Origin of the sequence: Streptomyces asiaticus, assembly GCF_018138715.1 — a bacterium.
In the GTDB taxonomy this organism is placed as follows: Bacteria; Actinomycetota; Actinomycetes; order Streptomycetales; family Streptomycetaceae; genus Streptomyces; species Streptomyces asiaticus.
In genome coordinates this window covers 6,394,841-6,419,262 of record NZ_JAGSHX010000006.1, presented here as the reverse complement: position 1 = coordinate 6,419,262, position 24,422 = coordinate 6,394,841, and the positions used below count along the sequence as shown (strand labels likewise).

The 24,422-nt window shown below is 71.6% G+C and carries 24 protein-coding genes; 12 read left to right on the top strand and 12 right to left on the bottom strand.

The annotated features are described in order from the left end of the window. Window positions 1-15: 15 nt before the first annotated feature. Window positions 16-633, top strand: coding sequence for an NsdA family TPR-like regulatory protein (locus KHP12_RS35115; protein WP_208652927.1), 618 nt, complete (start codon window positions 16-18; stop codon window positions 631-633). On the opposite strand, the gene KHP12_RS35110 is transcribed toward KHP12_RS35115, so the two are convergent. From KHP12_RS35110 to KHP12_RS35095, 4 genes are all read right to left on the bottom strand, one after another. Then, the gene (locus KHP12_RS35110; protein WP_086880913.1) at window positions 623-1,168 is read right to left on the bottom strand and encodes a GNAT family N-acetyltransferase; all 546 of its coding nucleotides are present in this window, start codon (window positions 1,166-1,168) and stop codon (window positions 623-625) included. The genes KHP12_RS35115 and KHP12_RS35110 overlap by 11 nt on opposite strands. Further along, window positions 1,165-1,728, bottom strand: coding sequence for a YciI family protein (locus KHP12_RS35105; protein ID WP_086880923.1), 564 nt, complete (start codon window positions 1,726-1,728; stop codon window positions 1,165-1,167). Before KHP12_RS35105 ends, KHP12_RS35110 begins: the two co-directional genes overlap by 4 nt. A gap of 68 nt (window positions 1,729-1,796) precedes the next feature. Beyond that, window positions 1,797-3,110 (bottom strand): hypothetical protein, encoded by a 1,314-nt coding sequence (locus tag KHP12_RS35100; RefSeq protein ID WP_086880914.1) that lies wholly within the window; start codon window positions 3,108-3,110, stop codon window positions 1,797-1,799. A 166-nt stretch (window positions 3,111-3,276) separates the two neighbouring features. Beyond that, the gene (locus tag KHP12_RS35095; protein WP_086880915.1) at window positions 3,277-4,632 is read right to left on the bottom strand and encodes a phosphatase PAP2 family protein; all 1,356 of its coding nucleotides are present in this window, start codon (window positions 4,630-4,632) and stop codon (window positions 3,277-3,279) included. Here KHP12_RS35095 and KHP12_RS35090 point away from each other — a divergent pair. Then, window positions 4,562-4,732 (top strand): hypothetical protein, encoded by a 171-nt coding sequence (locus KHP12_RS35090; RefSeq protein ID WP_211835033.1) that lies wholly within the window; start codon window positions 4,562-4,564, stop codon window positions 4,730-4,732. The two genes, KHP12_RS35095 and KHP12_RS35090, sit on opposite strands and share 71 nt — an antisense overlap. 146 nt (window positions 4,733-4,878) lie before the next feature. Here KHP12_RS35090 and KHP12_RS35085 read toward each other — a convergent pair whose 3' ends face one another. Then, on the bottom strand, window positions 4,879-5,760 hold the full coding sequence (locus KHP12_RS35085) for a helix-turn-helix domain-containing protein (protein WP_086880916.1): 882 nt from the start codon (window positions 5,758-5,760) through the stop codon (window positions 4,879-4,881). Further along, window positions 5,757-6,794, bottom strand: a complete 1,038-nt coding sequence (locus tag KHP12_RS35080) for an SMP-30/gluconolactonase/LRE family protein (protein WP_244202669.1) — start codon at window positions 6,792-6,794, stop codon at window positions 5,757-5,759. The genes KHP12_RS35085 and KHP12_RS35080 overlap by 4 nt, the downstream gene beginning before the upstream one ends. Before the next feature lie 190 nt (window positions 6,795-6,984). Here KHP12_RS35080 and KHP12_RS35075 point away from each other — a divergent pair, with 190 nt between their 5' ends. The 4 genes from KHP12_RS35075 (at window position 6,985) to KHP12_RS35060 (ending at window position 10,230) form a co-directional block, all read left to right on the top strand. Next, window positions 6,985-7,719, top strand: a complete 735-nt coding sequence (locus KHP12_RS35075; protein ID WP_037947171.1) for a response regulator transcription factor — start codon at window positions 6,985-6,987, stop codon at window positions 7,717-7,719. Then, complete coding sequence (locus KHP12_RS35070) at window positions 7,716-8,561, top strand: sensor histidine kinase (RefSeq protein WP_107471708.1); 846 nt, start codon at window positions 7,716-7,718, stop codon at window positions 8,559-8,561. Before KHP12_RS35075 ends, KHP12_RS35070 begins: the two co-directional genes overlap by 4 nt. A 170-nt stretch (window positions 8,562-8,731) precedes the next feature. Beyond that, window positions 8,732-9,976, top strand: a complete 1,245-nt coding sequence (locus tag KHP12_RS35065; protein WP_086880918.1) for a cytochrome P450 — start codon at window positions 8,732-8,734, stop codon at window positions 9,974-9,976. A 56-nt stretch (window positions 9,977-10,032) separates the two neighbouring features. Further along, window positions 10,033-10,230: a ferredoxin gene (locus KHP12_RS35060; protein WP_086880924.1), complete on the top strand. Its 198-nt coding sequence runs from the start codon at window positions 10,033-10,035 to the stop codon at window positions 10,228-10,230. A gap of 35 nt (window positions 10,231-10,265) precedes the next feature. Here KHP12_RS35060 and KHP12_RS35055 read toward each other — a convergent pair whose 3' ends face one another. Then, entirely contained in the window at window positions 10,266-11,489 is a 1,224-nt protein-coding gene (locus KHP12_RS35055; RefSeq protein WP_086880919.1) for an RNA-guided endonuclease InsQ/TnpB family protein, read from the bottom strand. Window positions 11,490-11,518: 29 nt separating this feature from the next. On the opposite strand from KHP12_RS35055, the gene KHP12_RS35050 reads away from it, so the two are divergent. The 3 genes from KHP12_RS35050 (at window position 11,519) to thrS (ending at window position 14,473) form a co-directional block, all read left to right on the top strand. Continuing rightward, a complete protein-coding gene (locus tag KHP12_RS35050; protein WP_107471709.1) occupies window positions 11,519-11,677 on the top strand; it encodes an Arc family DNA-binding protein in 159 nt (52 codons plus the stop codon). Window positions 11,678-11,761: 84 nt separating this feature from the next. Then, entirely contained in the window at window positions 11,762-12,952 is a 1,191-nt protein-coding gene (locus tag KHP12_RS35045; protein ID WP_208652928.1) for an NAD(P)/FAD-dependent oxidoreductase, read from the top strand. Window positions 12,953-13,222: 270 nt separating this feature from the next. Beyond that, entirely contained in the window at window positions 13,223-14,473 is a 1,251-nt protein-coding gene (thrS, locus tag KHP12_RS35040; protein WP_308036136.1) for a threonine--tRNA ligase, read from the top strand. Window positions 14,474-15,406: 933 nt separating this feature from the next. Here the strand turns inward: thrS and KHP12_RS35035 are convergent. From KHP12_RS35035 to KHP12_RS35025, 3 genes are all read right to left on the bottom strand, one after another. After that, a complete protein-coding gene (locus KHP12_RS35035) occupies window positions 15,407-16,552 on the bottom strand; it encodes a serine hydrolase domain-containing protein (RefSeq protein ID WP_211834067.1) in 1,146 nt (381 codons plus the stop codon). 174 nt (window positions 16,553-16,726) lie between these two features. Further along, window positions 16,727-17,296 (bottom strand): hypothetical protein, encoded by a 570-nt coding sequence (locus tag KHP12_RS35030; protein ID WP_086884389.1) that lies wholly within the window; start codon window positions 17,294-17,296, stop codon window positions 16,727-16,729. Beyond that, window positions 17,290-17,997: a hypothetical protein gene (locus KHP12_RS35025; RefSeq protein ID WP_086884390.1), complete on the bottom strand. Its 708-nt coding sequence runs from the start codon at window positions 17,995-17,997 to the stop codon at window positions 17,290-17,292. The genes KHP12_RS35030 and KHP12_RS35025 overlap by 7 nt, the downstream gene beginning before the upstream one ends. 126 nt (window positions 17,998-18,123) lie before the next feature. Here KHP12_RS35025 and KHP12_RS35020 point away from each other — a divergent pair, with 126 nt between their 5' ends. Next, window positions 18,124-18,678 carry a GNAT family N-acetyltransferase gene (locus KHP12_RS35020; protein WP_086884391.1) on the top strand — a complete coding sequence of 185 codons (555 nt, stop codon included), beginning with the start codon at window positions 18,124-18,126 and terminating at the stop codon, window positions 18,676-18,678. 19 nt (window positions 18,679-18,697) lie between these two features. Here KHP12_RS35020 and KHP12_RS35015 read toward each other — a convergent pair whose 3' ends face one another. Continuing rightward, window positions 18,698-20,800 carry an MDR family MFS transporter gene (locus KHP12_RS35015; protein WP_211834066.1) on the bottom strand — a complete coding sequence of 701 codons (2,103 nt, stop codon included), beginning with the start codon at window positions 20,798-20,800 and terminating at the stop codon, window positions 18,698-18,700. A gap of 164 nt (window positions 20,801-20,964) precedes the next feature. On the opposite strand from KHP12_RS35015, the gene KHP12_RS52985 reads away from it, so the two are divergent. After that, a complete protein-coding gene (locus KHP12_RS52985; RefSeq protein ID WP_107471857.1) occupies window positions 20,965-22,026 on the top strand; it encodes a peptidoglycan-binding domain-containing protein in 1,062 nt (353 codons plus the stop codon). A 158-nt stretch (window positions 22,027-22,184) separates the two neighbouring features. Further along, a complete protein-coding gene (locus tag KHP12_RS35005; RefSeq protein WP_086884394.1) occupies window positions 22,185-22,835 on the top strand; it encodes an HAD-IA family hydrolase in 651 nt (216 codons plus the stop codon). Window positions 22,836-22,932: 97 nt separating this feature from the next. Here KHP12_RS35005 and KHP12_RS35000 read toward each other — a convergent pair whose 3' ends face one another. Then, complete coding sequence (locus tag KHP12_RS35000; protein WP_037947190.1) at window positions 22,933-23,514, bottom strand: TMEM165/GDT1 family protein; 582 nt, start codon at window positions 23,512-23,514, stop codon at window positions 22,933-22,935. Window positions 23,515-24,422: the final 908 nt, after the last annotated feature.

The following is a 24,422-nucleotide window of genomic DNA, read 5'->3' as shown; positions in this document are numbered from 1 at the left end:
TCCACCCAGGACCGGTTGGCCGCGCTGGTCCGCCCGATCCGTGAAGCCCTCGATCAATGGCGTGGACGGAACCAAGAGGCGCTGGCCATCGTCCGGTCGGTGCTCAACCGTAGACGGCTGTCCCCACGCGTCGAGGCGATGTTCCGCTTCCGTGAAGCCAAGGGACTGGTCGGCACGGGACGTACGTCGGATGCCGTCGAGTCGCTTCAACGCGCCCGGTCGCTCATCGAGGACGGTGACGATGTCGGCGAACCGGACTGGGCATGGTGGGTGACCCATAGGGAAATTGACGACCACTGGGGTCACACACTTCAGATCGCAGGAGACGTAGAGAAAGCCACCGAGCTGCTACTGCAATCCGTACAACCAGGGCGTGGCGTCGCAACCGGCTACGCACGTTTGTCATCCGCACGGCTCGCACAATGCCTACTGGACGTCAATGCCTGGCGCGACGCGGAAGGCGTCGTCAGGTCCCTGGTCACCGCCGCGCCCGGAATCTCGTCGGGGCGGACCCTCCGCGTCATCGGTCACGTCGCCAAGCAGCGCGAAAGGCTGAACGGTGCACCGTCAAGCCTTACGGACACGCTTGAACACCTGGCGGAAAAGCTCGACGAGGCCCCCTTCACGCTGTGACCGGGGACCACACGCCGAACCACTGCTCGGCATCGTAGGCCTCGTACCGTTCCACCTCGGTGAATCCCAGCTTTGCCGCGAGGCGCATCGAGCGCTCGTTGGCGGTCTGGGTGCGCAGCACCACCGACGTGCCGGGAAGCGCGTCGACGAACCAGTCGAGGGCCGCCGCACACGCCTCGGCGGCGTACCCGCGTCCCCACGCCTCCGGCAGCAACAGGTAGCCGAGCTCGGCCTCCCCGATATCCGGACGGATGTGGCCCGGACTCTCCGCGTCGTGCCGTTTGAACTCGATGGTGCCGCTCATCGCTTCGTCGAGCTCGATCACGAAAAGGCCAGGGCGCCGCCCGGGTATCTCGGGCAGCGCGCGGTCGAGCTCATCACGCGGTCGAGGGCCACCGAGGTAGGTATGCACCTCCGGTGAGGCGAGCAGGTCGATGAACGCCGCACGGTCCCGGGCCTCGGACGCGCGGAGCACGAGGCGTTCGGTCCTTATCGGGGCGGGTGGCCAGGCAACGGGTCCCAGTGCGCGGGTCATGACGGCCGCCCGCCGAACTGCCAGTGGTGCACCTCGATGTCCGCGTACCGGTCCGGGGTCAGGACGGCGCGGGCCGTCTCCGGGTCGGGTGCTCGGACCAGTGCCGCCGTACCCAGCCAGGTGCTTTCGTCGTCGGACAGCAGTGGTCCGTAGGCGATCAGCTCGTCCCGGTCGGCGGGCAGGGTCAGGTCGGCGGGCTCGCCAGAGCCCAGGCCCGGGCCCAGGCCGAGCACCAGGAATCGGGTGCCCCCGGTCCGGCCCCCGGGGAATTCCCACATCGTGCGCCCCAGCACGTTGCGCCACCGCCGCAGCAGTACGTCCCGGTACACACCGGCCTGGTAGCCCGGTTCGTCGAAGGCGAAGGAGCGGGCGGCGGGCGGGCCGGGCAGGTCGACGATGTGGACGCTGCCGGTCGGGGTCCGGTCGGCGGCGGAGAGGGTCGGCCCTCGGGCGATCATCTCCGACGCGTACCGATCCATGTAGGACCAGTGCTGTTCGACCAGTTCTTGGCGCAGAGCGAGCGAGCCGGGCCGGTCGCGGTGGTAGCAGAAGAACTCCATGCCCGGCAGTCTTCCGACCCATGGGCGGCCGGTACAGCGGATATCGGCGGGAGCGGTCAGCGGCCGGGTCATATGCCGTCCGTGGCGTGGTATGGGCGGCACACTCCGCCGTCGTAGTCGGTCGCGATCTCCAGCAGCTGGTGCCCGTCGGCCGACGGCAGCAGGCTGGGGCTGTAGTTGGGGCAGAAGTCGATCTTGTCCGACTTCACGGCGACGGGGGCCGGGATCTCCTTCCAGGCGCCCTCTCCGCCCTTGCTGTTGGTCCAGACCGTGCGCCCGCTGCCCTCGGCCTTGCTGCCGTCCGCGTTGTACATCACCTGTCCGACCAGCAACAGCTTGCCCTGCGGATTTCCCTCCTCCGGCGCCCAGGCCAGGGTCGGCGCGTGCTTGAAGTACTTGCCGTCCGCCGTCTGGGGCCGGGTGCCGAGGTTGGCGGGGTCGCCCCAGTCCCAGCCGTCGGAGGAGGTGCGGTAGTGCACGACGCACGAGAACTTGGGGTCGTCGGAGCAGATCTCGTACGTCATGACGTACGTGCCGTTCGGCACCTTCCGTACGACCGCCATCCCGGGGCGGTCGGAGACCGGGGCACTGGCGACGGTGTCATGCGGGCCGTCCCATGAGACGCCGTCTCGTGAGCGTACGGCGACGAGCTTCTGGCTGTGGCGCGGATCGGTCTCGTCGGAGTAGTGGCAGACCAGGTTGCCTTCGGCGTCGATGGAGAACTCCGGCTCCCACAGCCCGTTCGCGTTCGGCGCCGAGGCGACCGTGGAGAGATAGGTCCAGCTGCGTCCCACGTCGGTGCTCTTGAACACGCGTATCGACATGTGGCGGTCGGCTTTGGGTACGTCCTGGCCGAAGGAGGCCGCCCACAGCAGCGTGCCGGCCGGCATGTCACCGACCTGTTGCGGCAGTTCGTAGAGGACCGAGCAGCACAGCCCCTTGCCGTCGGCGGACGCGGGGTCGGCGATGGTGCCCACCTGGTTGAAGTTCGCTCCGCCGTCGGTGCTCTCCTGAACGGCGCCGATGCCGTTGCCGCCGCCCGGGACGACGGTGGAGGCGAGCACGCGGCCGTTGTCCTTCCCGCTGTGTGCCAGACGGATCGCCCGGGGGTAGAGGCCCGCGCCGTCGCGCAGCGGCTTGGGGTCCGTCTTCCGCAGGGCCGCCGCGCCGCCCTCGCCATTCTTCGCCTCGGCGTCGGGGGAGCCGGAGCCCTGGGAGCCGGACTCGCCGGAGCCGGACTCCCGGGAGTCGGATGCGGTGGAGGTCCCGGCTTTGGTGTCGCCGTTGCCCTGGCAGGCGGTCAGCCCGAACGCGGCGACGGCGGCCACCGCCGCGGCGGCGACCTTACGAGCGTGGTGATGTCCGGTGCGGCGGCGTGACATGAGACTCCCCCCTGTGTCGTGGGTGGCCCCCGTCCCTGTCCTTCGGGGGCCCGTGACACCAAGGCTGTCCGACGCCGCTGATGATCCCCTGCCGATCGGCTAACGCGTCGCTAACCGCCTCGGCCGCCTCATGACCGCCTTACGGTCAACAGGCTGTCAACAGGGCTCACACCATTTCGGGCTGCGGTTCCGGTTGCAGCGGCGGTGCGGCCTTCGGCTCCCACAGCCTGGTGGTCCGTACATAGCCGTGGATCACCGAGCCCATCGCCAACAGGAGAAGGGGTCCGAACACCCACGGATGCCTGGCCATCTCCACCGGCAGATAGCGATAGGCCACCAGGAGTGCGGCGAAGACCGCCGCGCCGTGGGCGACCAGTTGGGTCCCCGAACGGTCCCAGCCACGCGCGAGCGAGCGCAGCGCCGTCTCGATGGTGAGTGCGAACACCACGCCCGCGACGAGATCCACACCGTAGTGGTAGCCGAATCCCAGCGTCGCGCCGAGCGTGGCGACCAGCCAGAACGTTCCCGCGAACCGCAGGATCCGCGGGCCTTGGCGGGAGTGGATGAAGATCGCGGTGGCCCACGCCGTGTGCAGGCTGGGCATGCAGTTGCGTGGCGTGACGTCGTCGAAGGTCATCGAGTGCGGGGCGCTGATGGGCGGCGGCGTGTGCGGCCACAGGTTGGCCAGCGCCCAGTGCGCGCCGCCGGTGCCGAAGGCGCCCCCGCCGTAGGCGAAGACCGGTCCGACCACGGGGAAGATCATGTAGATGGCCGGTCCGAGGAGGCCGATGGCCAGAAAGGTGCGCACCAGATGGTGACGCGGGAAGCGGCGCTCGTCCGCCACCTTGCGCAGTTGATAGATCGAGACGATGACCGCGGCCACCGGAAGCTGGATGTAGACGTAGTCGAGAACATGGGCGCCGACCGGGCCCATCGCATCGACAATCCGGCCCGCCACCCACGACGGGTTGCCCAGCGCGTGATCGGCGGCCGCCAAGTACGGGTCGAGCACCGTCGGGCGGGACTTCGCCGTGATGAGCAGCCAGGTGTCGCCGGTCTTACGGCCGGCCACCAGCAGCAGCCCCAGCCCCACGCCCTTCAGCAGCAGGGCGCGTTCCGGGCCGGTGCGGCGCGTGACCGCGATGACCACACAGCCCAGCATCACCCACAGCGCGCCGTTGCCGAAAGGGTGCCCTTCGGTCACCCTCGCGTCGGCCACCCACCGCACCAGGAAGATGACGATGTCGATGCCGATGGCGGCACCGGCCGCGATGAGCCGCTCCCGCCAGGTGAGCACCACCATCATCAAGCCCATACCGGCGTACAGCAGAAAGCCCGATTTAGGCGCAAAAATAATCTCTTGCGCCTGAGTGGTCATCGGCCCCGGCAGGCCGTAGTGTCGGGCGGCGATCTCCAGCGCGACGAGGAACCCGAGGACCGCCACACCAGCCGTGGCCCACAGCACCGCCCGTGGTCGACGCCACGCAGCGAACGGTATTCTGCTGTTTATTCGCGAAAACATCCGCGATGCCATAGGTATCAATTGTTTGGCCGATTTGCTCGATGCGGGTGGTAAGTCACTCTTCGCGCCGGATAGCACGGTTTTCACTGTATTCTGGTGAAGGGTGGGCGATGGGGGCGCTCGTCGTGAGTTCGGATCATGCTATCCGAGCGGCGCGGGTGGGGCTCCACCCAGGACGGACAGCGGCTCTTGGCGCGGGCGTGGGCGCGGGTGTCGTGTCGTCGCCCGGCTCAGCCGGGCGACGGCTCAGCCGGGCGACAGCGGCAGCGCGGTCTGGGCGGCGGCGACTCGCACGTACTCCAGTTTCTCCTCATCCGGAGTACCCGGCTCTGCCGTATAGGTCACGATCCTCACATCGTGGTCCGGCACCTTCAGCACATCGTTGTCGAGGAATATCTCCCCCACCAGGGGATGCCGCAGGCGTTTGTGGCCACCCAGGCGCGAGCCGAGCGCCGGGGCACTCCACAGGTCTCGGAACTCTTCGCTGTTACTCATGACCTGACCCACCAGAGCCCTGAATTCCTCATCATGGGGATACGCTCCGTGTGTGATCCGAAGGTCTGCGACGAGCGCGGCCTTGAATTCGGCGGTGCTCTGCTCGATAGGAAAGAGCGGATGGCCCATATCCGACGGCTCCTTGTCCGACGGTTCCTTGAACACCGCGCGCACCAGGTTTCGTTCTTCTGGCGGTCGCAGGGCCGGATCCCCCAGCAAGGCCGCCCACATCGACGTCCAACTCAGCAAGGTCCATGAGGCGGAGAACACTCCCACCGGAATGTTCCCCCAGCGACTGACGAGCCGTTGCACACCAGGCGGCATCTGCTGCGGGATGCCTTTGGGTGTCGGCGGAAGAAGCCCGGCCACCAGATGGAAGTGGCAGGTTTCATTCGTACTCAGTCGCAGCGCGCGGGCAAGCGCGGCCACGACGTCCCGCGATGGGCGCAGGGCCCGGCCCTGTTCAAGACGGAGAAGGTAGTCCGTGGATATTCCGGCCAGCAGAGCAAGCTCTTCGCGGCGCAAACCGGCGGTGCGTCGCCGTCGGGTGGCGGGCAGTCCAACGTCCTCAGTCGTGATGCGGGCACGCCATGCGCGCAGCGTGTTACCCAGCGAGCTCTCTGGACGACTCATGGTCCCATTGTCGTCGACCCTGCGGTCGATACCATGGGACTGCCGTTCCTGGGATGAATGGGACGGCCGAGGCGATCGAGACGGGCCGTCAGGAGATTCGCGTCCCCGCCGGTGGTGAGCGCGCCGCTGGCGACGTAGACCGTATGGCCGTCGACCGCCAATGATGTGGTGTTCTGTAGACCATCGCGCTCATCGAGCACTACACGGTCAGCCTTGCCCGGAGTGATGAGGACCACCTGACTCGGGATATTGAGTGCGGCCAGCAGCTGATCGCCGCGACCGGTAAAGGCGAAATCATCGACGCTGTCGAGTCCGGATGCCCTGACCTGATGGGGACCGGCTGTTCCGTCGCGGCCCGTCAGCGGTATACGAAGGATCGTTCCCCGGTCGATATTGGAGACCCATACGGCTCCGTTGTGCACCTTCACGCCATTGGCGCCGAAGAAGTGAACCGGGGCGAGATCCTCCCCCGCGGCCCAGAGCTCGGCGGTTCCGCCGTGCGATCCGACCCGCCAGATCCTGCCCTGTGTCGAGTCGGTGAGGTAGAAGTCCCCCGTACGGTCGTCCCTGGCAAGTCCGTTGAGGAAGCTCGCGGCCGGCAGAGCGGCGACGCGTTCCGGCTTGCCCCCTGGGCACAGTTTCCACAGGCCGGTGAGGTGCTCGTCTCCTGCCGAGTAGAGGAAGTAGAGGGTTCCGTCTTCAGTCCGTTCGATTCCCGTCACGGAAGCGGCCCCGGGGCCCGGGGTGTGCACGCCCCCATCCGCGGGGAGCGGCATGGTCGCCAATACCTCAACACGTCCGCCAAGCGTGACGTGGGCCACCTGCCGCGACAGGATGAGGCCGACATCCGCCGACCCGTTCGGCCGCACGACGACGCTCTCCGCCACCTGACCGGCCGGACGGTCGAAGTGGGCGACGATCCGCGGGTGCGAGAGGGGCGGCGCGGCCGCTTCGGCTGTTGACGAGACCGCGGTGAGTCCGATCACCGCGCTCGCGGTGATCACCGCCAGGCGGAAGACAAGGTGTTTCGGCATGGTCGCCTCCGGGAGTGAACTGGGCTGCGGAGAGCAGCTTCAGCGCATCCGCGTGGCCCAGCCAGTACCCGGCTCATCCATGGAACCGCAGGACCATGCTGACCATGCTGCGGCCCCGCCCTGTCCGGATCTCATCGGTCGCGGTCAAGGCCCCGTGCCCCGGAACCGTCGGTTCACGTAGTGTCATGGCGTGTACGGGAGTGTCAGCGAGAAACCAGCGCCGGCCCGTGGCAACGGGCAGCGCATCCTGGTCGTCGACGATGAATCGAGAATCGCCGAACTGCTCTCGACCACCCTTGAGCTGGCCGGTTACCGGGTCGGCACCGCGGCCACCGGCGGGGAGGCGCTCGACCGGGTCGGGCGGGACCGGCCCGACCTGGTGATCCTCGATGTGATGCTGCCGGATCTGGACGGCTTCACGGTGTGCCGACGCCTGGTGGCGGCCGACGAGAACCATCCGCCGGTGCTCTTCCTCACCGCCCGCGACTCGCTCGACTCGCTGGTCACCGGCCTCGGTATCGGCGGCAACGACTACGTCACCAAGCCGTTCCGGATCGCCGAGGTGCTGGCCCGGGTGCAGGCCCTGCTGCGCACCCGCAACCGGCGGCGGGAGGAGCCCTCGCCGCACTACGCCGATCTGGTGCTGGACGAGACGACCCGTCAGGCGCGGCGCGGGCGACGGGCGCTGGAGCTGACCCCGGCGGAGTTCAGGCTGCTGCGCTATCTGCTGGTCAACGCCGGACAGGTGCTGTCCAAGGAGCAGATCGGCGAGCATCTGTGGGTGGCGGACCACCGGCGTTACGGGGACAACGCCATCGAGAAGTTGGTCTCCCGCCTCCGTCACAAGGTCGACGAGGCCGGGCCCGCCCTGATCCACACCCGCCGTGGCTTCGGCTACTGGCTCGGCGGACTCGCCTCCGGATGAGCATGCACGAGCGCCAGCAGCGGCTGGAGGTCCTGCTGCACGAGCTGCGCACCTCCCTCACCACCATCCGCGGCTGGGCCGAACTCCCGCTCCAGGGGCTCAGCGACGACCCCGAGCTGATGGTCCGCGCCCTGCGCCGGATCCAGGACGAGGCCGACCATATGCACCAGGCGGTCCAGCAGGTGTTCCCCCGCGCGGACGCCTCCTGGGTACGGCCGCTGGAGATGGAGCCGGTGGATCTGCGGGACGTGGCGGACGAGGCGGTGGCGGATCTGGGGCTGCTCGATCCCGAACGTCCCATCGGCCGCGAGAACTCCGGCCGGGCGACCGTCGTCGCCGACAACCGCATGCTGCGGCACGCCGTCCGCAATCTGCTGGACAACGCGCTGCGCCACACCCCCGCCGGGTCCCCGGTGATCGTGGCGGTACGCGGCCCGGAGGCCGGGGACGGGGCCGGGACAGGAGCCGGGGATGGGACCGGGACCGGGGCCGGGACAGGAGCCGGGGATGGAACCGGGACCGGGGCCGGGACAGGAGCCGGAGCCGGGACCGGGGCCAGAGCCGGGACTGGGACCGGAGCCGGAGCCGGAACCGGCGGAACGCGGCGCGTCGAGCTCTCCGTCAGCGACCAGGGGCCGGGCATGGGCTCGCGGGACATCGCCCGGCTCACCTCCCCGCACGACGAGGACGGCCGGATCGAGCCGGGCAGCGGCATCGGCCTCACCATCGTGCGGCTGGTGGTCGAGCGGCACGGCGGGGAGGTGAGCGTCAGCAGCGCACCGGGCCACGGCACCACGGTCACCGTGGCCTTCCCCACTGTCAGCGTTTCGTCAGGAAACTGACCGGGGGGCGTCAGGTCGAGCGGGTTCGCTGGTCATCACGTCCCCGGAACGCGAACGTCCGCGTCCCCCGTAACGCGAAGGTCCGCGTCCCCGTAACACCAAGACAGCCGTCCCCACCCACCCGAAGGTTCACGCTCCGCTCCCGTCGGAACCCCCACCCGAGGAGAGACATGACCGAGACGCTGGCAGAGACCGCGCCCGAGGCGGAAGAGCCGCTTCCGGAGTTTCCGATGCCGCGAGCGACCGGCTGCCCGTTCGACCCTCCCCCGACCGCACGGGCGCTGCTCACCGAACGACCGGTGGCGCGCGTACGGCTGTGGGACGGGAGCGCCCCCTGGCTGGTGACCCGGTACGCCGACCAGCGTGCCCTGCTCGCCGATCCGCGGGTCAGCGCCGAGAACACGCGGCCCGGATATCCGCACTCGAGCGCCGGTTTCCGCGAGAACGCCGGGCGGCGGCGGTCCTTCGTCACCATGGACGACCCCGAGCACGCCCGGATCCGCCGGATGGTCACCGGACCGTTCGCCATCAAGCGGATCGAGGCGATGCGGCCCGAGATCCAGAAGATCACCGACGAGCTGATCGACACCATGCTGGCCGGGCCGACCCCGGTGGACCTGGTGCAGGCGCTCGCGCTGCCGCTGCCGTCGCTGGTGATCTGCCGGCTGCTCGGGGTGCCGTACGAGGACCACGACTTCTTCCAGCGGAACAGCTCGAAACTGATCAACCGGCACTCCTCGGTCGAGGAGGTGGCCGGGGCCAACGACGCGCTGATCGACTATCTGGACGGGCTGGTCGCCGCCAAACTCGCCGACCCGGCCGACGACATGCTCTCCGAGCTGGCCGCCCGGGTCACGGCCGGTGAGCTGACCCAGCGCGACGCCGCCAACATGGGCGTACTGCTGCTGATCGCGGGCCATGAGACCACCGCCAACATGATCGCCCTCGGCACCGTGGCCCTGCTGGAGAACCCCGACCAGCTCGCCGTCCTGCGGGAGACCGAGGACCCGAAGGTGATCGCCCGGGCCGTCGAGGAGCTGCTGCGCTATCTGACGATCGTGCACAACGGCCGCCGCCGGGTCGCGCTCGAGGACATCGAGATCGGCGGTGAGACCATCCGCGCCGGTGAGGGAATCATCATCAACACCGGCACCGGGAACTGGGACGCGGAGGTCTTCGCCGAGCCGGAGCGGCTGGACATCGGCCGCGACGCCCGCCGCCACATGGCGTTCGGCTTCGGCGTCCACCAGTGCCTGGGCCAGCCGCTGGCCCGGATGGAGCTCCAGGTGGTCTACGGCACGCTCTACCGCCGTATCCCCACCCTGCGGCTGGCCACCGGAATCGACCAACTACCGTTCAAACACGACGGTTTGGTCTACGGCGTCTACGAACTGCCCGTCACCTGGACGTCATGAGCGGCGAAGGCGACGAAGGCAGCGGGGACGGCAGCGGCGAAGGCAAGGGAGTCACCATGCGTGTGGAAGTCGATGTGCCCAAGTGTGTGGCGTCGGGGCAGTGCGTGATGATCGCACCCGATGTGTTCGACCAGCGGGAGGAGGACGGCATCGTGGTCCTGCTGGACGAACAGCCCGCGCCCGAACTCCACGCCGATGTGCGGGAGTCCGCGGTGGTCTGCCCGGCGGCGGCGATACGGGTGATCGAGAATTGACGTCCTCCCTCTCCTGAAGGAGAGGGATTCCTGACTCAGGCTGCCTCCTGGAGCAGCGCTCCAGGAGGTCTTACGCCCTCAACACCAGCCGGGATGAGACCAGCCCGGACCAGCATCACACGTGCGGAGTTCTTGTCCCTTGGGGACATGACTCCGCACGCGGTGCAGGTGTAGGTACGTTCCGAAAGAGGAAGTGCGTGCTTGGTTCTCGCTCCGCACGACGCGCAGTCCATGGTGGTGTGCGCGGGGTGCACGAGGCGGACGTCCCGCCCGTGCTTGCGGCCCATCTCGATCAGGGTCGTCTTGGTGGCGCTTATCGCCGCGTCGGCCGCTTTGCGGGCCATAGTGGTTCTGGCGAGGAACTTCGGCTGGAAGTCCTCCACGGCGATGGCGTCGTGGTCGCGGACAACCTTCTTCGCCCACTTGCGTGCGGTGTCCTGCCGCCGGCGGGCGACCTTCTTGTGCATCTTCGCGGCCTGCCGCTGCGCCTCGCGGTAGCCCCTGGACGCGGCCTGCCCACGAGCGGGCTTCCGGCGGCCCATCATCCGCTGATAGCGGGCGAGGCGCTGTGCCGCGGTCTTCCCGTGCTGGACGTGCGGAAGGTCGTGATCGTCAGACGTGGTAGTGGCGGTCTCCTTGACGCCCCAGTCCACGCCGATCACTCGACCGGTGGCGGGGAGCGGACGCGTCTCGGCGGCGACGACGAACGAGGCGTACCAGTGCCCGAGGCTGTCCCGGTACACACGTACCGAGGACGGTGCCGACGGCAAATCCCGCGACCACACCACCGTCACAACGATGCCGCCCGCCAAGTGCAGACGGCCGTCCTTCAGCCGGAAGCCCCGGGTGGTGTAGTTCAGGGTCGGCAACGCCTCCCGCTTCTTCTTCGGCCGGGGCATGCCCGCACGCTGCCAGACCGGCAGTCGCTTCTCGATGTCCTTGAGTGCCTTGGAGCGGGCCTTGGCGAAGTCCCGGATGGTCTGCTGCTGCGGCACCGAGGCGCCCTCGCAAAGCCACGGCGTCTTGGCGCGGGCCTCGGTCAGCATCTTGTCCAGTTGCGCCGGACCGCAGGTCTGCTTCTCGGGGTGCTGCCGGTTGTGTACGTGTACCTGGCGGGACTTGGCCACGCACTCGTTCCACACCCACCGACACCGGTCCCACTCGGCCCACAGCGCCGTGCGGGCGGTCGACGACATGCGAAGCCGGTAGGTGTGCCGGACATGCCCGGCATCACCCGAACCCTTCTTCAGTGTCGTCATGACACCATTTTACCACTATGCTCGGTTGCATGGACCATGAAGTACGCATCACGCTCCGCCTACCCGCCGACCTTCACGCGTGGCTGGTCGCCGAGGCTAAGCGCGCCCGCAGGTCCCTCAACTCTGAGATCCTGCACCGGCTTGAGGCCGGACGCGGCGACATCTCGGCAGACAACGAATCGCCCTGACAGCGATTCCACTTTCCTTGCCCTGCTCCGCAGGGGTCCGATTCCTTCCCGGCTCGAAGGCCGGGGCATCCTCGGAGGTACCCGGTGAAACAGCTCGTGGTGGTCGGTGGCTCCGCCGCCGGTCTGGCGGCGGCGGAAACGCTGCGCCGGGAGGGCTACGAGGGCACGCTCACGCTCATCGGCGATGAGCCGTACCACCCGTACGACCGGCCACCGCTGTCCAAGCAGATCCTCGGCGGTCAGTGGGAACCCGACCGGCTGCCGCTGCGCGCCCCCGCCGATCTGGACGCGCTCGGCCTGGAGCTGCGCCTCGGCGTCGCCGCGACCGGGCTCGACCTCGCGGGCCGTACGGTCGCGCTGGCCGATGGGGCGCGGGTGCCGTACGACGGCCTGGTCATCGCCACCGGCGTCCGCCCGCGCCGGCTGCCCGGCGACGGCGGGGAGCGCGCCCATGTGCTGCGCACCCTGGACGACGCCCTGGCCCTGCGGGACCGGCTGGGCCCGAGGCGGCGGCTGGCGGTGGTCGGCGCCGGGTTCCTGGGCGCCGAGGCGGCCGCGGTCGCGCGAGGGCTGGGCGCGGAGGTGACGCTGCTGGAACCGGCGCCGGTGCCGCTGGCCCCGGCGGTCGGCGAGCGGGTCGGCCGGATGCTCGCCCAGGCCCACCACGACCACGGCGTGGATCTGCGCACCGGAGTCGCGGTGGCCGAGGTGGCCGACGGCGGGGTGCGGCTGACGGACGGCACGCTCGTCGAGGCCGACGAGGTGCTGGTCGCGATCGGCTCGGTGCCCAACACCGGCTGGCTGCAGGGCAGTGGGCTCACCCTGGGCGACGGCCTGGAGTGCGATGAGTACAGCGCCGCCGCGCCGGGGGTGTACGGCGCGGGGGATGTGGCCCGCTGGCACAATCCGCTGTTCGGCACGGCGATGCGGATCGAGCACCGGACCAACGCCACCGAGCAGGGCATGGCCGTGGCCCGCAACCTCCTCCGCCCGGAGGAGCGGCGGCCGTTCGCCCCGGTGCCGTACTTCTGGTCCGACCAGTACGACTTCCGGATCCAGGCGCACGGGTATCTGCGCGGCCATGAGGAGGTCGCGGTGGTGGAGGGCGAGCTGGAGGAGCGGAAGTTCCTGGCCGTCTACCGCTCCGGGGACCGGGTGGCCGGTGTGCTGGCCGTCGGGATGCCGCCGAAGGCCGTGCGTACGTGGCGGCAGGCGGTCGCGACGCGGGCGGCGTGGCGGGACGCGGTGGGGGAGCTGCTGCCGGAGGGGGCGTAGCGGGTACCGCGTGCCGCGTTGTGCGTTGTGCGTGCGTGCATGCGTGCGTGCGGGCGGGCGAACGTGCGGGCCGTGGCCCGGCGTGGCGTACGCCCGGAAAATCACCGGGCGGGCCGCGCCGGGCCTTGCTACGTTGAGCGGCATGAAGCGCGCCGCGATGACAATTGCGATGACGACGACGCCGGAGAGTGTCCCGGCGCGCTGATCGATGTTCTGATCCGAAGCCCCGGGGCGAGTGCCCCGGGGCTTCGCCGTGCGGTCACTCGCCCGATGTCCACCGACGTTGACGAGGAGACCGCGATGTCCGACCACCGCAAGCTGGGCCGTGAACTGGGCCTGTTCGACACCGACCCGCTGATCGGCGCGGGCCTGCCGTACTGGCTGCCCGACGGCGCGACCGTACGGCACACCCTGGAGGAGTACATCCGCGCCGCCGAGCGGCGGGCGGGCTACCGGCATGTGTACTCGCCGGTGCTCGGCAAACGGGAGCTGTACGAGCTCTCGGGGCACTGGGAGCACTACAGCGACGACATGTTCCCGCCGATGGACCTGGGCGCGGAGCAGGTCGTACTGCGCCCGAGCCTGTGCCCCCACCACGCGGCCATCTACCGCTCCCGCGGCCACAGCTACCGCGAACTCCCGCTGCGGATGGCCGAGTTGGGCGGGATGTACCGCTCGGAGCTGTCCGGGGTGCTCGGCGGGCTGACCCGGGTGCGGGCCATCCAGCTGAACGACGCCCATATCTTCTGCACCCTGGACCAGGTCGCCGACGAGGCGTCGGCCGCCCTGGAGATGATCCGCCGGGCGTACGAGGCACTCGGCATCGCCCCGGCCCGCTATCGGCTCTCCCTCCCGGGCCCCGGCGGCAAGTACGTCGCCGCGCCCGAGATGTGGCGCCGCTCGACCGCCCTGCTGACCGACGTGCTGGACCGCTCCGGGCTGCCGTACGAGGCGGTGGAGGGCGAGGCCGCGTTCTACGGCCCGAAGATCGATGTGCAGGTCGCCGACGGCGCGGGGCGGGAGTCCACCCTGTCCACCGTGCAGGTGGACTTCCACCAGCCCGAGCGGTTCGATCTGCACTACATCGGCCCGGACGGCGCCCGGCACCGCCCGGTCATGGTCCACCGCAGCATCATCGGCAGTGTGGAGCGGGCCGTGGCCCATCTCATCGAGCAGCACGGCGGGGCCTTCCCCGCCTGGCTGGCCCCCACTCAGCTGGTGGTCCTGCCGGTCTCCGAGGCCGAGCTGGGGCGGGCCGAGGAGCTCGTCCGGGGGTGCGATGAACTCGGCCTGCGCGCGGAACTGGCCGGACCGGACCGCGGCACCCTGGGCGCCCGCATCCGGGCGGCCCGCCTCGTCCCGTACCAGGCCGTGCTGGGCGCCCGGGAGGCCGCGGACGGCCGGGTGGCCCTACGGCTGCGGGACGGCCGCCGGCTGGATCCGCGGCCGGTCGACGAGGCGCTGGCGCGGATCGACGCGCTGGTGACGTCGCACAGCCCCGACCTGTGGGACGCGGCGTAGAGGGTGCCGAGGGCCCGCGCCGCCTGCGGCGGGCTCCTTTCCCCTCCCCGCCCCTTCCCACAACTGGGGCTCCGCCCCAGCACCCCGGCGGGGCTCCGCCCCGGGCCCCGTTGGGGCTCCGCCCCGAACCCCCGCGGGGCCTCGCCCCGGACTCCACCAGGGCTCCGCTCCTGGCCCCGCAGGGACTCCGCCCCCGGGCCCTGCGGGAGCTCCACCCCGGACCCCACAGGAGCGCGCCACCCCGGACCCCCGCGGGACGTCGCCCCGGACCCCGCAGGAGCCCCGCCCCCGGACCCCGGCGGGGCCTCGCCCTGGACCCCGGCGGGGCTCTGCCCCGGACCCCGCAGGAGCCCCGCCCCCGGACCCCGGCGGGGCCTCGCCCCGGACTCCACCAGGGCTCCGCTCCTGGCCCCGCAGGGACTCCGCCCCCGGGCCCTGCGGGAGCTCCACCCCGGACCCCACAGGAGCGCGCCACCCCGGACCCCCGCGGGACGTCGCCCCGGACCCCGCAGGAGCCCCGCCCCCGGACCCCGGCGGGGCCTCGCCCTGGACCCCGGCGGGGCTCTGCCCCGGGCTCCGGAGGGGCTTCGCCCCCAGACCCCGCAGGGGCTCCGCCCCCGAACCCCACAGGGGCTCCGCCCCCGGACCCCACAGGAGCTCCGCCCCGGGCCCCGTTGGGGCTCCGCCCCGAACCCCCGCGGGGCCTCGCCCCAAACCCCGCAGGGGCTTCGCCCTCAACCCCGCCAGGGCTTCGCCTCCAGACCCCGGGGGGCCGGGGGCGAAGCCCCTGCCCCGCGGCGGAGGCGCATATCGATGCTGCGGCGGAACCCATCCCAGCCCCTCCGGCGATTGAGGAGCGGGGTTCGGGGGCGGAGCCCCGGCGGGGGTCCGGGGCGGGGCCCCGGTTTCGGGGAGGGGCGGGGTGGGGGACGATCAGCCGCCCAAACAACCCCGCACGGCGGCGACAAGCCGCGAGGCCCGCGCATCGCCGTGGCCGATCATGCGGTTGGCCACATACGCGAAGCCCACGCCGAACTCGTCATCGCCGAAGGCGAACTGCCCACCCGCCCCGTCATTGCCAAAGCTCCGCTCCCCCAGCATCGGCCGGAACGACGGCGAGTCGAGCAGAAAGCCCGAACCCCAGCGTGCCCCCATGTCGAACCCCAGCCAGCCCTTACCCGACGAGACCTCGCGGACCGCGTCCGCCACGGTCTCGGGGGCCAGCAGCCGCCGACGTCCCTCGATGCCGGTCACGGCCGCCGCGTACAGCCCGGCGAGCCCGCTCGCCGACGCGGTGGCGCCCGCGCCGGGCAGCTCCATGCCGAGCAGCGCCGGGTCGTTCCAGCCGTGCGGCTCGTCGAGGCCGGGGAAGACCAGCGCGCCGTTCATGGTCACGATGCGGGTCAGCAGATGTTCGGGCCCCGGCATCCCGGGCCGCCCCTCGGCCTCGACCAGCCGGGCCCGCCCGTCCATCTCCGCCCCGGGCAGCCCGATCCAGGCCCGCAGCCCCAGCGGGTCCCCCACGGCCCGGCGGAAGTACGCGCCCGGGGTGTGCCCGGTGATCCGCCGGATGACCTCACCGATGAGGAAGCCGAAGACCTGGCCGTGGTACTCGTACGACGTGTCCGGCTCCCACAGCGGCGTCTGCTCCTCGACGGCGCGGATCACCGGCGCCCAGCCGGCGATCTCCTCGAACGTCAGCACCCCGTCGAGCACGGGGACCCCCGCCCGGTGCCCGAGGACCATCCGGGAGGTGATGGCCTCCTTGCCGTACCGGCCGAACTCCGGCCAGTACCGGCTCACCGGGGCATCGAGATCCAGCCGCCCCTCCTGCGCGAGGAGGTGGGCGCAGACGCTCACCAGGCCCTTGGCGCAGGAGAACACCGGTACGACGGTGTCCCGCTCCCACTCCCGCCCAGTCCCCTCGTCCGCGACCCCGCCCCACAGCTCCACGACCTTGCGCCCGCCGACGAAGACGGTGACGGCCGCCCCGAGTTCGGGAAACTCCTCGAAGTTCCGCGCGAACACATCGGCGACGCCGCCGAATCCCTCGTCGACCCACCCGCTGTACGACCTCATCGCCCCCGGCCCTTCGTGGACTCCGCGTGATCACAACCGCGTCACGGTAGGCCGTACCCCGCCCCCACCACGAGCGATTTACGAGGGCCCCTGGCCGATACGCCCCCGTCCGGTACGCCTTTGGCCGCCGCCCGGCAGAGGTCCGGGCGGCGGCCAAAGGGGCAGCTGGGGCGGTCAGATGCTGATCAGGCGCTCCAGCACATTGCGATAGCCCCGCATCGCCAGACGCAGCTCCTCCGTCTCCGAGCTGACCGCGTCCTCCTCGTGCCAGGCGGCACGGAGGGTGGCGCGGCGTTCGGCGAGGAGGTCGGTGAGGCGGTTGGCCACCTCCACGAGCAGGGCGTCGGCCTCCTCCACGGCGCCGCGTGGGGAGTCCACGAAGCCGCTGACCGCGTATCGCAGCCGCTGGGTCAGCGTGTCGTGCTCGCTCGTGGGCAGCACGGGGAAGCTGGGGCCGTTCGGGGTGTTCGACGGCTCACCCGCAGGCTGGGCGGAGGACCCGTGCGTCGGCGTGGGCCCACTTCCGTTCGTCGGCGTGGGCCCACTTCCGTTCGTCGGCGTCGGCCGGTTTCCGTTCGTCGGCTCGTGCTTCGGCATCGTCGCGTGCCAGGACGTCATCGGTTCCGCCGCCTCCGTGTTGCCCGGCCGCTGGGACAGTGGAGCCACTTCATGCTTCTCCAGCCCATGGCGCCGCTGCCCGTCGTTCTCCCTCGGGTCGGTCGGGCCGATCGGGTCCGTCACCACGCGCCGCCCTTCCTGGTGTGGCCGAACCGCGTATGGCCGTGGCCCGCCCCCGTGCCCGTCCCGTTCCCTGGCAGCCACCTCCGGAGGCCGCTCTCGCTCCGCCGCTCGCCGTGGTGGTGCTGTCGCCCGGTCTCGGAGCGGGTCGGGGCGCCGTGGTGCGGCGGCCTGACCAGATCCTCGAAGAACGGCCGGGCGTGCACCACGGCCTCGCGCAGCTCCTCGGTGTCCGCGCGCCCCTCGCGGGCGCGGGCGGCCGTGTCATGGATCTGCCGGTAGCCCTGGACGTGCTCGGCGTGGTGCACGGACAGCGCCGCCACCTGCTCCTCGTAACGGCCCGACGGGTAGCCACGGTCGTGGGCGAGCCGGGCCAGGAGCTGATCGGCGCCGGTCACCGCGTGTTCCGGAGACTCGATGAACATCTCCTGCATACCGGCCCACTCGGCCACGTACCGCTCGCGCAGTTCGCCTGACAGGGGCTCGGTCCGCAGATCGCCGTACAGCCGCAGCCGTTCCTCGAGTTCCCGCTCCGCCGCCTTGGTGTCGCCCGCGTGCTGGGCGACGTTCAGTTCGTACTCGGGCCCGAAGCGGCGTCGCAGAACGCGTTCCCTACGGCCGGCGCCCGCGCGGACGACGCGGATGATGAGCGCGGCCGCGAGGACGACCGCGACGACGACCACGATGCTGATCGCGACAGTTGACATGGTCTGCTTCTGCCTTCCCGCTGGCTTCCCCCTCCGCGTTCGGGGGGCTCCTCTCTTCGGGTAGCCCGGTCTTCGGCCCTCAAACTGCGGTGCGTGACAGGTGTGCTGGGTGCCAGGATGCGGACCATGACGAGTACGCCCCCTGTCCAAGCCGGTTCGCGCGCCGACGCCTCCCCCGCGTGGACCGTCGCCCCGTGGACCGTCGCCGCGCGGCCCGTCGGCGACCCCGTCTCGGTCACGCTGCTGCGCGAGTACCTCGTCGATGTCGCCGACCGCTACTACCGGCTCCACGAGGAGCGGGACTCGACCCCCGAGGAGATCGAGCAGGCCCTCGCCGAGATGCCCAGCGACGATCTCGCCCCGCCGCACGGGGTGTTCCTGCTGGCGCACCACGAGGGCGAACCCGCCGGATGCGCGGGGCTGCGGCTGATGGACGCGCGCACGGCGGAGCTGAAGCGGGTGTACGTACGGCCCGCCAAGCGGGGCCTGGGCGGGGGCGGCGCACTGCTCGCGGCCGTCGAGGCGGCGGCGGGCGAACTGGGCGCCGGGCGGATCGTGCTCGACACCCGCCTCGATCTGGTCGAGGCCCGTGGGCTCTACGCGCGCCACGGCTACCGGGAGGTTCCGGCCTTCACGGACGGGCCGTACGCCGAGGTCTGGATGGCCAAGGAGCTGGGCTGATCCGAGTGCCGGGCTCAGGTCAGGGGCCGCGCGGCGGCGGCGGTCTGCGGTGGTCCGGGAGGGGTGTGCCCTCCCTCGGCTGTTCCGCGTCCGAGCCGCACAGCTCGCGCGTCAACTCGTCCACCAGCTCGGTCAGATCGGTCGGACGGTCGGGGGACCACCAGTCGCCCAGGAGTCCCGCGAGGGACGCCTCGCGGGCCCGGTAGAGCCGGGTCGCGATCCGGCGGCCGTCGTCCGTGAAGAACAGCTCCGGCCCGTAGCGGCGGCCCAGGCCCCGCGCCTCGATCTGGCGGACCGCCTCGGTGATGGCCCGCAGCGGTACGGGCGTGCGCTCGGCGAGCAGGGCGGGCTCGACCGAGCCGTAGTGCTGGATGCGCAGCAGCATCCAGCTCGCGGCGGGTCCGAGGTCGAGACCGGCGCGCCGGGTGATGTCCACGTAGACCTGCCGACGGCCCTCCCGGCTGCCCAGCAGGGACAGCGCGCGGGCGCATTCGTCGCGCGAGGTGCGCTGCACGGGGTTGCTGGCCAGTATCTCGCTGCCATCGGGCGCGGTGACGCTGGCGCGCAGCGGCTCCTCGCGGAGGTACCAGGCGAGGAAGAAGGCGAGCAGCACGACCGGCACCGCGTAGAGGAAGACGTCGGTGATGGAGACGGAGAACGCGTGCCGGACGGCGGCCTGGTCCGCGGGCGGCAGCCGGCCGAGGGTGCGGGGGTCGGAGGTGAGGGCGCCGGGGGTGACACCGGGTGGCAGGCGCCGTCCGGCGAGGGCGTCGGCGATGTGCGGGCCGAGGCTGTTGGCGAAGATCGTGCCGAAGACGGAGACGCCGAACGAGGCGCCGATCGAGCGGAAGAAGGTCGCACCGGAGGTGGCGACGCCCAGGTCCCGGTAGCGGACGGAGTTCTGCACGATCAGCACCAGCACCTGGATGACCAGGCCGAGACCGCAACCGAAGACGAAGAAGTACGCGCTCATCTCGGCCACCCCGCTGGACTCCCGCAGCTGGTGCATCAGCAGCAGCCCGACGGCGGTGACCGCGGTGCCCAGGACGGGGAAGACCTTGTAGCGGCCGGTGCGGCTGACCAGATGGCCGGAGACGGTGGAGGAGACCAGCGTGCCGAGGACCAGCGGCAGCAGATGGAGGCCGGACGTGGTCGGCGAGACGCCCTGCACGATCTGGAGGAAGGTCGGCAGATACGTCATGCTGCCGAACATCGCGAAGCCGACGATGAAGCCGATGACCGCGCAGAGGGTGAAGGTGCGGCTGCGGAAGAGGGCGAGCGGCAGCACCGGTTCGGCCGCGCGGGTCTCCACCCGTACGAAGGCCGCCAGCAGCACCATGCCGGCCACCGCGAGCCCGACGATCTGCCAGGAGCCCCAGCCGTAGGTGACCCCGCCGAGGGAGGTCATCAGCACCAGGGCGGCGGCCACCACGGCGATCAGGAAGGTGCCGAGGTAGTCGATGGCGTGCGAGGTGCGGCGCACCGGGATGTGCAGGACGGAGGCGACGACGAGGAGGGCGACGACGCCGAGGGGCAGGTTGACGTAGAACACCCAGCGCCAGCTGAGGCGGTCCACGAACACCCCGCCGAGCAGCGGCCCCAGCACGCTGGCGGCGCTGAAGACGGCGCCGAAGAGGCCCTGGTAGCGGCCGCGGTCGCGGGGCGGGACGATATCGCCGACGATGGCCATGGACAGCACCATGAGGCCGCCGCCGCCCAGCCCCTGAAGCGCGCGGAAGGCGATGAGTTCGGCCATGTTCCCGGCGAGTCCGCACAGCGCGGAGCCGATCAGGAAGATGACGATCGCGGTCTGGAAGAGCCTCTTGCGGCCGTACTGGTCGCCGAGCTTGCCCCACAGCGGGGTGGCCGCGGTCGAGGCGAGGAGATACGCGGTGACGACCCAGGACAGATGCTCCAGGCCGCCGAGGTCGCTGACGATCGTGGGCAGGGCGGTGGAGACGATCGTCTGATCGAGCGCGGCGAGCAGCATGCCGAGCAGCAGCGCGCCGATGGCCACCAGGACCGTGCGCCGCGGGCGGCCCTCTCCGGGGCCGGGGGCCACGGCGCCGGGGTCTCCCGGGCCTCCTGGGGCCGGAGCCGGGCTGCCGGCGTCCCGCGCCATGGCGACTCCTCCTCGCTCCCCTCCGTCCCCTCCTCATCCTCATCCCATCCTCACCTTTATGCCCTGTTACGGCCCGCCGGACCGGTCCGCACGGCGGGCGAACACCTGCGCGGAGGGCGTTCGGATGCGCATAATCGCTGCGAACTCCAGGGAGGGAACGTTCCGTGACGGCAGAGTCCTGCCCGCACTGCTTCGCACCGGCGCGCGCCAATGGCCGCCCCGGCTGTACGTGCGCCGAACGCGCCGCCGCGTCCATCGCGACGGCAGGTGCGACCGATGACCAGACCCGGCCGAACCCCCAGGTGACGCTCCCGGAGGAGCGTCCGGCCGGCCCCGATCCGCGCGATCTGCGGCTCTTCGAGGAGGCGGAGAAGGCGGCGGAGGCGGAGACGGCGGTGAAGGGGGAGAACACCGGGAACGCCGAAAACGCCGGGACCCCCGGGTTTCCCGGCGTGCTCGGGAAGGGGGACGGTGAGGAGACGCGGGTGATCGACCGCGTCGAGGAGAGACCCGGCGGGGACGAGGGGGACGAGGGGGGCGCGATCGACGCCGACGCCGACACCCCCGGCCCCGGCCGTCACCGCAAGAGCAAGCGCAAGGTCGTGGCGGCCGTCCTCGCGGGCGCGGCGGCCGTGGCGGTGGCCAGTTCGCTGGCGATCGGCACCGGCCTGCTCGGTGACCACAAGGAGGACGGCAGCGGCAGCGGCGGCGGCACGAGCGACCGCACGCTCGCCGACAGCACCGTCAGCCCCCCGGCCGAGGAGGAGCTGCCGGCCGAAGGGCCCGGCGCGTCGTCCGGCTCCCCCTCGTCGAGCGCGACGCCCCACCCCTCCGCGTCCGGTTCGGCGCGGGCAAGCGCGACCCCGAAGGGCGAGGGCGGCCCCTCGGGTTCGGCCCGTCCCTCGGAGTCGGCCTCCGCGACCGGCTCGCCGACGAAGCCCGGGCCGAGCGCGTCCGACGCGCCGACCTCCGCCCCCTCCGACACCGCCGAGCCGTCCGGCCCGCCGGTGCTGCGCGAGGGCGACAGCGGGCCCGAGGTGGTCGAGCTCCAGAAGCGGCTGACTCAGCTGTTGCAGTACATCGGTGTGGCGGACGGGAAGTACGACGAGGGGCTGCGGAGGATCGTCTCCAGCTACCAGGACCAGCACGACATCACGGGCGACCCGGACGGCGTCTACGGCGAGAACACCCGCCGCGACCTCGAATCGAGAACCGACGAGCCATAGGGGGCCCACCCCCCTGGCGCAGAGCGGCCCCGCTTTGTATCGTGAAGGAACAAAGTGGTTCCGCCCGTTTTCCCTGACCGGCGGGCGGAGCCGCTTGTTTCCCTATTCCGTTGCGTCCATCCGCGGTCCGCACTCCGCGCTCGCGACCAGGAGTCCCGATGTCCCTCACCGCCCGCGCACTCCTCCTCGACATGGACGGCACCCTGGTGAACTCGGACGCCGTGGTCGAGCGCTACTGGCGGATCTGGGCCGCCGAGCAGGGGCTCGACCCCGAGCAGGTCCTCACGGTCGTCCACGGCCGGCAGGCGCACGCGACCATGGCCGTACTGCTCCCGGACCGCCCGGTGGAGCGGAATCTGGCGGACAACCGCTGGATGCTGGAACGCGAGACCACCGATCTCGACGGCGTCGTGCCGATACCCGGCGCGCCCGCCTTCATGGCCGCGCTGGCCGCGCTCCCGCACGCCCTTGTGACCTCCGCCGACGAGGCCCTCGCCCGCGCCCGCATGGGCGCCGCCGGGCTGCCGATGCCGGAGGTACGGGTCACCGCGGAGCGCGTCGGCGCGAGCAAGCCGGACCCGGAGGGCTTCCTGAAGGGCGCGGCCGAGCTGGGCTTCGCCCCGGCCGACTGCGTCGTCTTCGAGGACTCGGAGGCCGGCATCGCGGCGGGCCGGGCGGCCGGGATGCGCGTGGTCGGCATCGGCCCGCGCGCCGGGGCCCACGCCCCGGACGCGCATGTGCGGGACCTGGAGCAGGTGCGGATCGAGGCCCTGCCCGACGGCACGATGCGGCTGCACTTCTCGGACTGAGCACCCGGATCTCGGACTGAGCACCCGGACGCCGCCGGGTGGGCACCCGGCCGGGTGCCCACCCGTCCGGGCACCCGGGCCCGGCTCACCCCGCCGGTCAGGCCGCGATGGCCTCGTACAGGCTGAACCCCGCCAGCGCCAGCATCACCAGGGCCGCGATCCTGGTGATCAGCCGCAGCGGTACGTACCGCATCAGGGTGCGGCCGCCCACGATGCCCAGACCCGCGACGGCCCACAGGGCCAGCAGTGCGCCGACGCCCACCGACAGCGGGTCGTCGTAGCGGGCGGCGAGGTTCGCGGTCATGATCTGGGTCAGATCGCCGAACTCGGCGATCAGGATCAGCGTGAAGCCCGCCCCGGAGACCTTCCAGAAGCTCTGGTCGGCGGGCTTGCGGATCTCTTCCTCGTCGTCGTCCTTCTTGAAGAGCAGCATCGCCGCTCCCCCGAGGAAGAGCACCCCGACAATCGCCTGGAGCAGGCGGTGCGGCAGGAGGGTGAGCACGCTGCCCGCCGCGATCGCGAGCCCCACGTGGAGGGCGAAGGCGGCGGCCACGCCGACGAAGACGTACGACGCGCGGTAGCGGGTGCCGAGCATCAGCCCGGCCAGGGCGGTCTTGTCGGGCAGCTCGGCGAGGAAGACGACGCCGAAGACCACGGCGGCGACGGTGATGCTGAACACGGAATGGATACCTCGTAGATCGGGCCGCGCCAAGGGCCCCGGGGAGGGATCGCTTCGGCACGGCAGCGTCGGACACTGCGGCCGAAGGTCTCGCTGGCGCACGGCCCCCGCGGCACACGGGTGATCCGTACGCTCCGGGCGCCGGCCCGCACCTCGAGGGGCGGGCAGTATGTCGACGGTCCGGCGAGGAGCTACTCCCCTTCTGCTTCCGCCAAGGATACGGGAACCCCCACCGCACCCGGCCGCCGGGCCTCCGCCCCGACCGCCACCGCACCCGGCCGCCGGGCCTCCGTCCCGACCGCCACCGCCCCGCCGCCCTCGCCGCCCTCGGCCCGAACAGCCGCACCGCGCCTGCCCCATGGGTAAGGCGCCGCCCGTCGACATGTCGATGGGCGGCGCCGGGATGTGTGACCAGCCCCACAAGCCCGGAGTCCGGCCGAGCCCCATCGAGCCCCGGCGGCAGCGCGCCCCGGGGTGCCCGGCGGACCACGCTGCGGGCCGCATTCGAGGCTTTCCCCTCCCCGCCCCTTCCCGAATCTGGGGCTCCGCCCCAGCCCCCGCCGGGGCTCCGCCCCGGCCCCCGGGGTCTGGGGCGGAGCCCCGTTTCGGAGGTCTGGGGGGCGCAACCCCGTCGGGGGCTGGGGGCGCAGCCTCGGTGGGAGCGGGGACGCAGCCCCGTCGAGGGCTGGGGACGCAGCCCCCGACGGGGTCCGGGGCGCAGCCCCACCAGGGCCCGAGGGCGCAGCCCCACCAGGGCCCGAGGGCGCAGCCCCACCAGGGCCCGAGGGCGCAGCCCCACCAGGGCCCGAGGGCGCAGCCCCACCAGGGCCCGAGGGCGCAACCCCACCAGGGCCCGAGGGCGCAACCCCACCAGGGCCCGAGGGCGCAACCCCACCAGGGCCCGAGGG

Excerpts from the sequence above, each read along its gene's own strand:
- KHP12_RS35110 (WP_086880913.1), bottom strand. The coding sequence starts at position 1,168 with ATGACCCGCGCACTGGGACCCGTTGCCTGGCCACCCGCCCCGATAAGG.
- KHP12_RS35105 (WP_086880923.1), bottom strand. The coding sequence starts at position 1,728 with ATGGAGTTCTTCTGCTACCACCGCGACCGGCCCGGCTCGCTCGCTCTG.
- KHP12_RS35100 (WP_086880914.1), bottom strand. The coding sequence starts at position 3,110 with ATGTCACGCCGCCGCACCGGACATCACCACGCTCGTAAGGTCGCCGCC.
- KHP12_RS35095 (WP_086880915.1), bottom strand. The coding sequence starts at position 4,632 with ATGTTTTCGCGAATAAACAGCAGAATACCGTTCGCTGCGTGGCGTCGA.
- KHP12_RS35085 (WP_086880916.1), bottom strand. The coding sequence starts at position 5,760 with ATGAGTCGTCCAGAGAGCTCGCTGGGTAACACGCTGCGCGCATGGCGT.
- KHP12_RS35080 (WP_244202669.1), bottom strand. The coding sequence starts at position 6,794 with ATGCCGAAACACCTTGTCTTCCGCCTGGCGGTGATCACCGCGAGCGCG.
- KHP12_RS35070 (WP_107471708.1), top strand. The coding sequence starts at position 7,716 with ATGAGCATGCACGAGCGCCAGCAGCGGCTGGAGGTCCTGCTGCACGAG.
- KHP12_RS35065 (WP_086880918.1), top strand. The coding sequence starts at position 8,732 with ATGACCGAGACGCTGGCAGAGACCGCGCCCGAGGCGGAAGAGCCGCTT.
- KHP12_RS35060 (WP_086880924.1), top strand. The coding sequence starts at position 10,033 with ATGCGTGTGGAAGTCGATGTGCCCAAGTGTGTGGCGTCGGGGCAGTGC.
- KHP12_RS35055 (WP_086880919.1), bottom strand. The coding sequence starts at position 11,489 with ATGACGACACTGAAGAAGGGTTCGGGTGATGCCGGGCATGTCCGGCAC.
- KHP12_RS35050 (WP_107471709.1), top strand. The coding sequence starts at position 11,519 with ATGGACCATGAAGTACGCATCACGCTCCGCCTACCCGCCGACCTTCAC.
- thrS (WP_308036136.1), top strand. The coding sequence starts at position 13,223 with ATGTCCACCGACGTTGACGAGGAGACCGCGATGTCCGACCACCGCAAG.
- KHP12_RS35035 (WP_211834067.1), bottom strand. The coding sequence starts at position 16,552 with ATGAGGTCGTACAGCGGGTGGGTCGACGAGGGATTCGGCGGCGTCGCC.
- KHP12_RS35025 (WP_086884390.1), bottom strand. The coding sequence starts at position 17,997 with ATGTCAACTGTCGCGATCAGCATCGTGGTCGTCGTCGCGGTCGTCCTC.
- KHP12_RS35020 (WP_086884391.1), top strand. The coding sequence starts at position 18,124 with ATGACGAGTACGCCCCCTGTCCAAGCCGGTTCGCGCGCCGACGCCTCC.
- KHP12_RS35015 (WP_211834066.1), bottom strand. The coding sequence starts at position 20,800 with ATGGCGCGGGACGCCGGCAGCCCGGCTCCGGCCCCAGGAGGCCCGGGA.
- KHP12_RS35005 (WP_086884394.1), top strand. The coding sequence starts at position 22,185 with ATGTCCCTCACCGCCCGCGCACTCCTCCTCGACATGGACGGCACCCTG.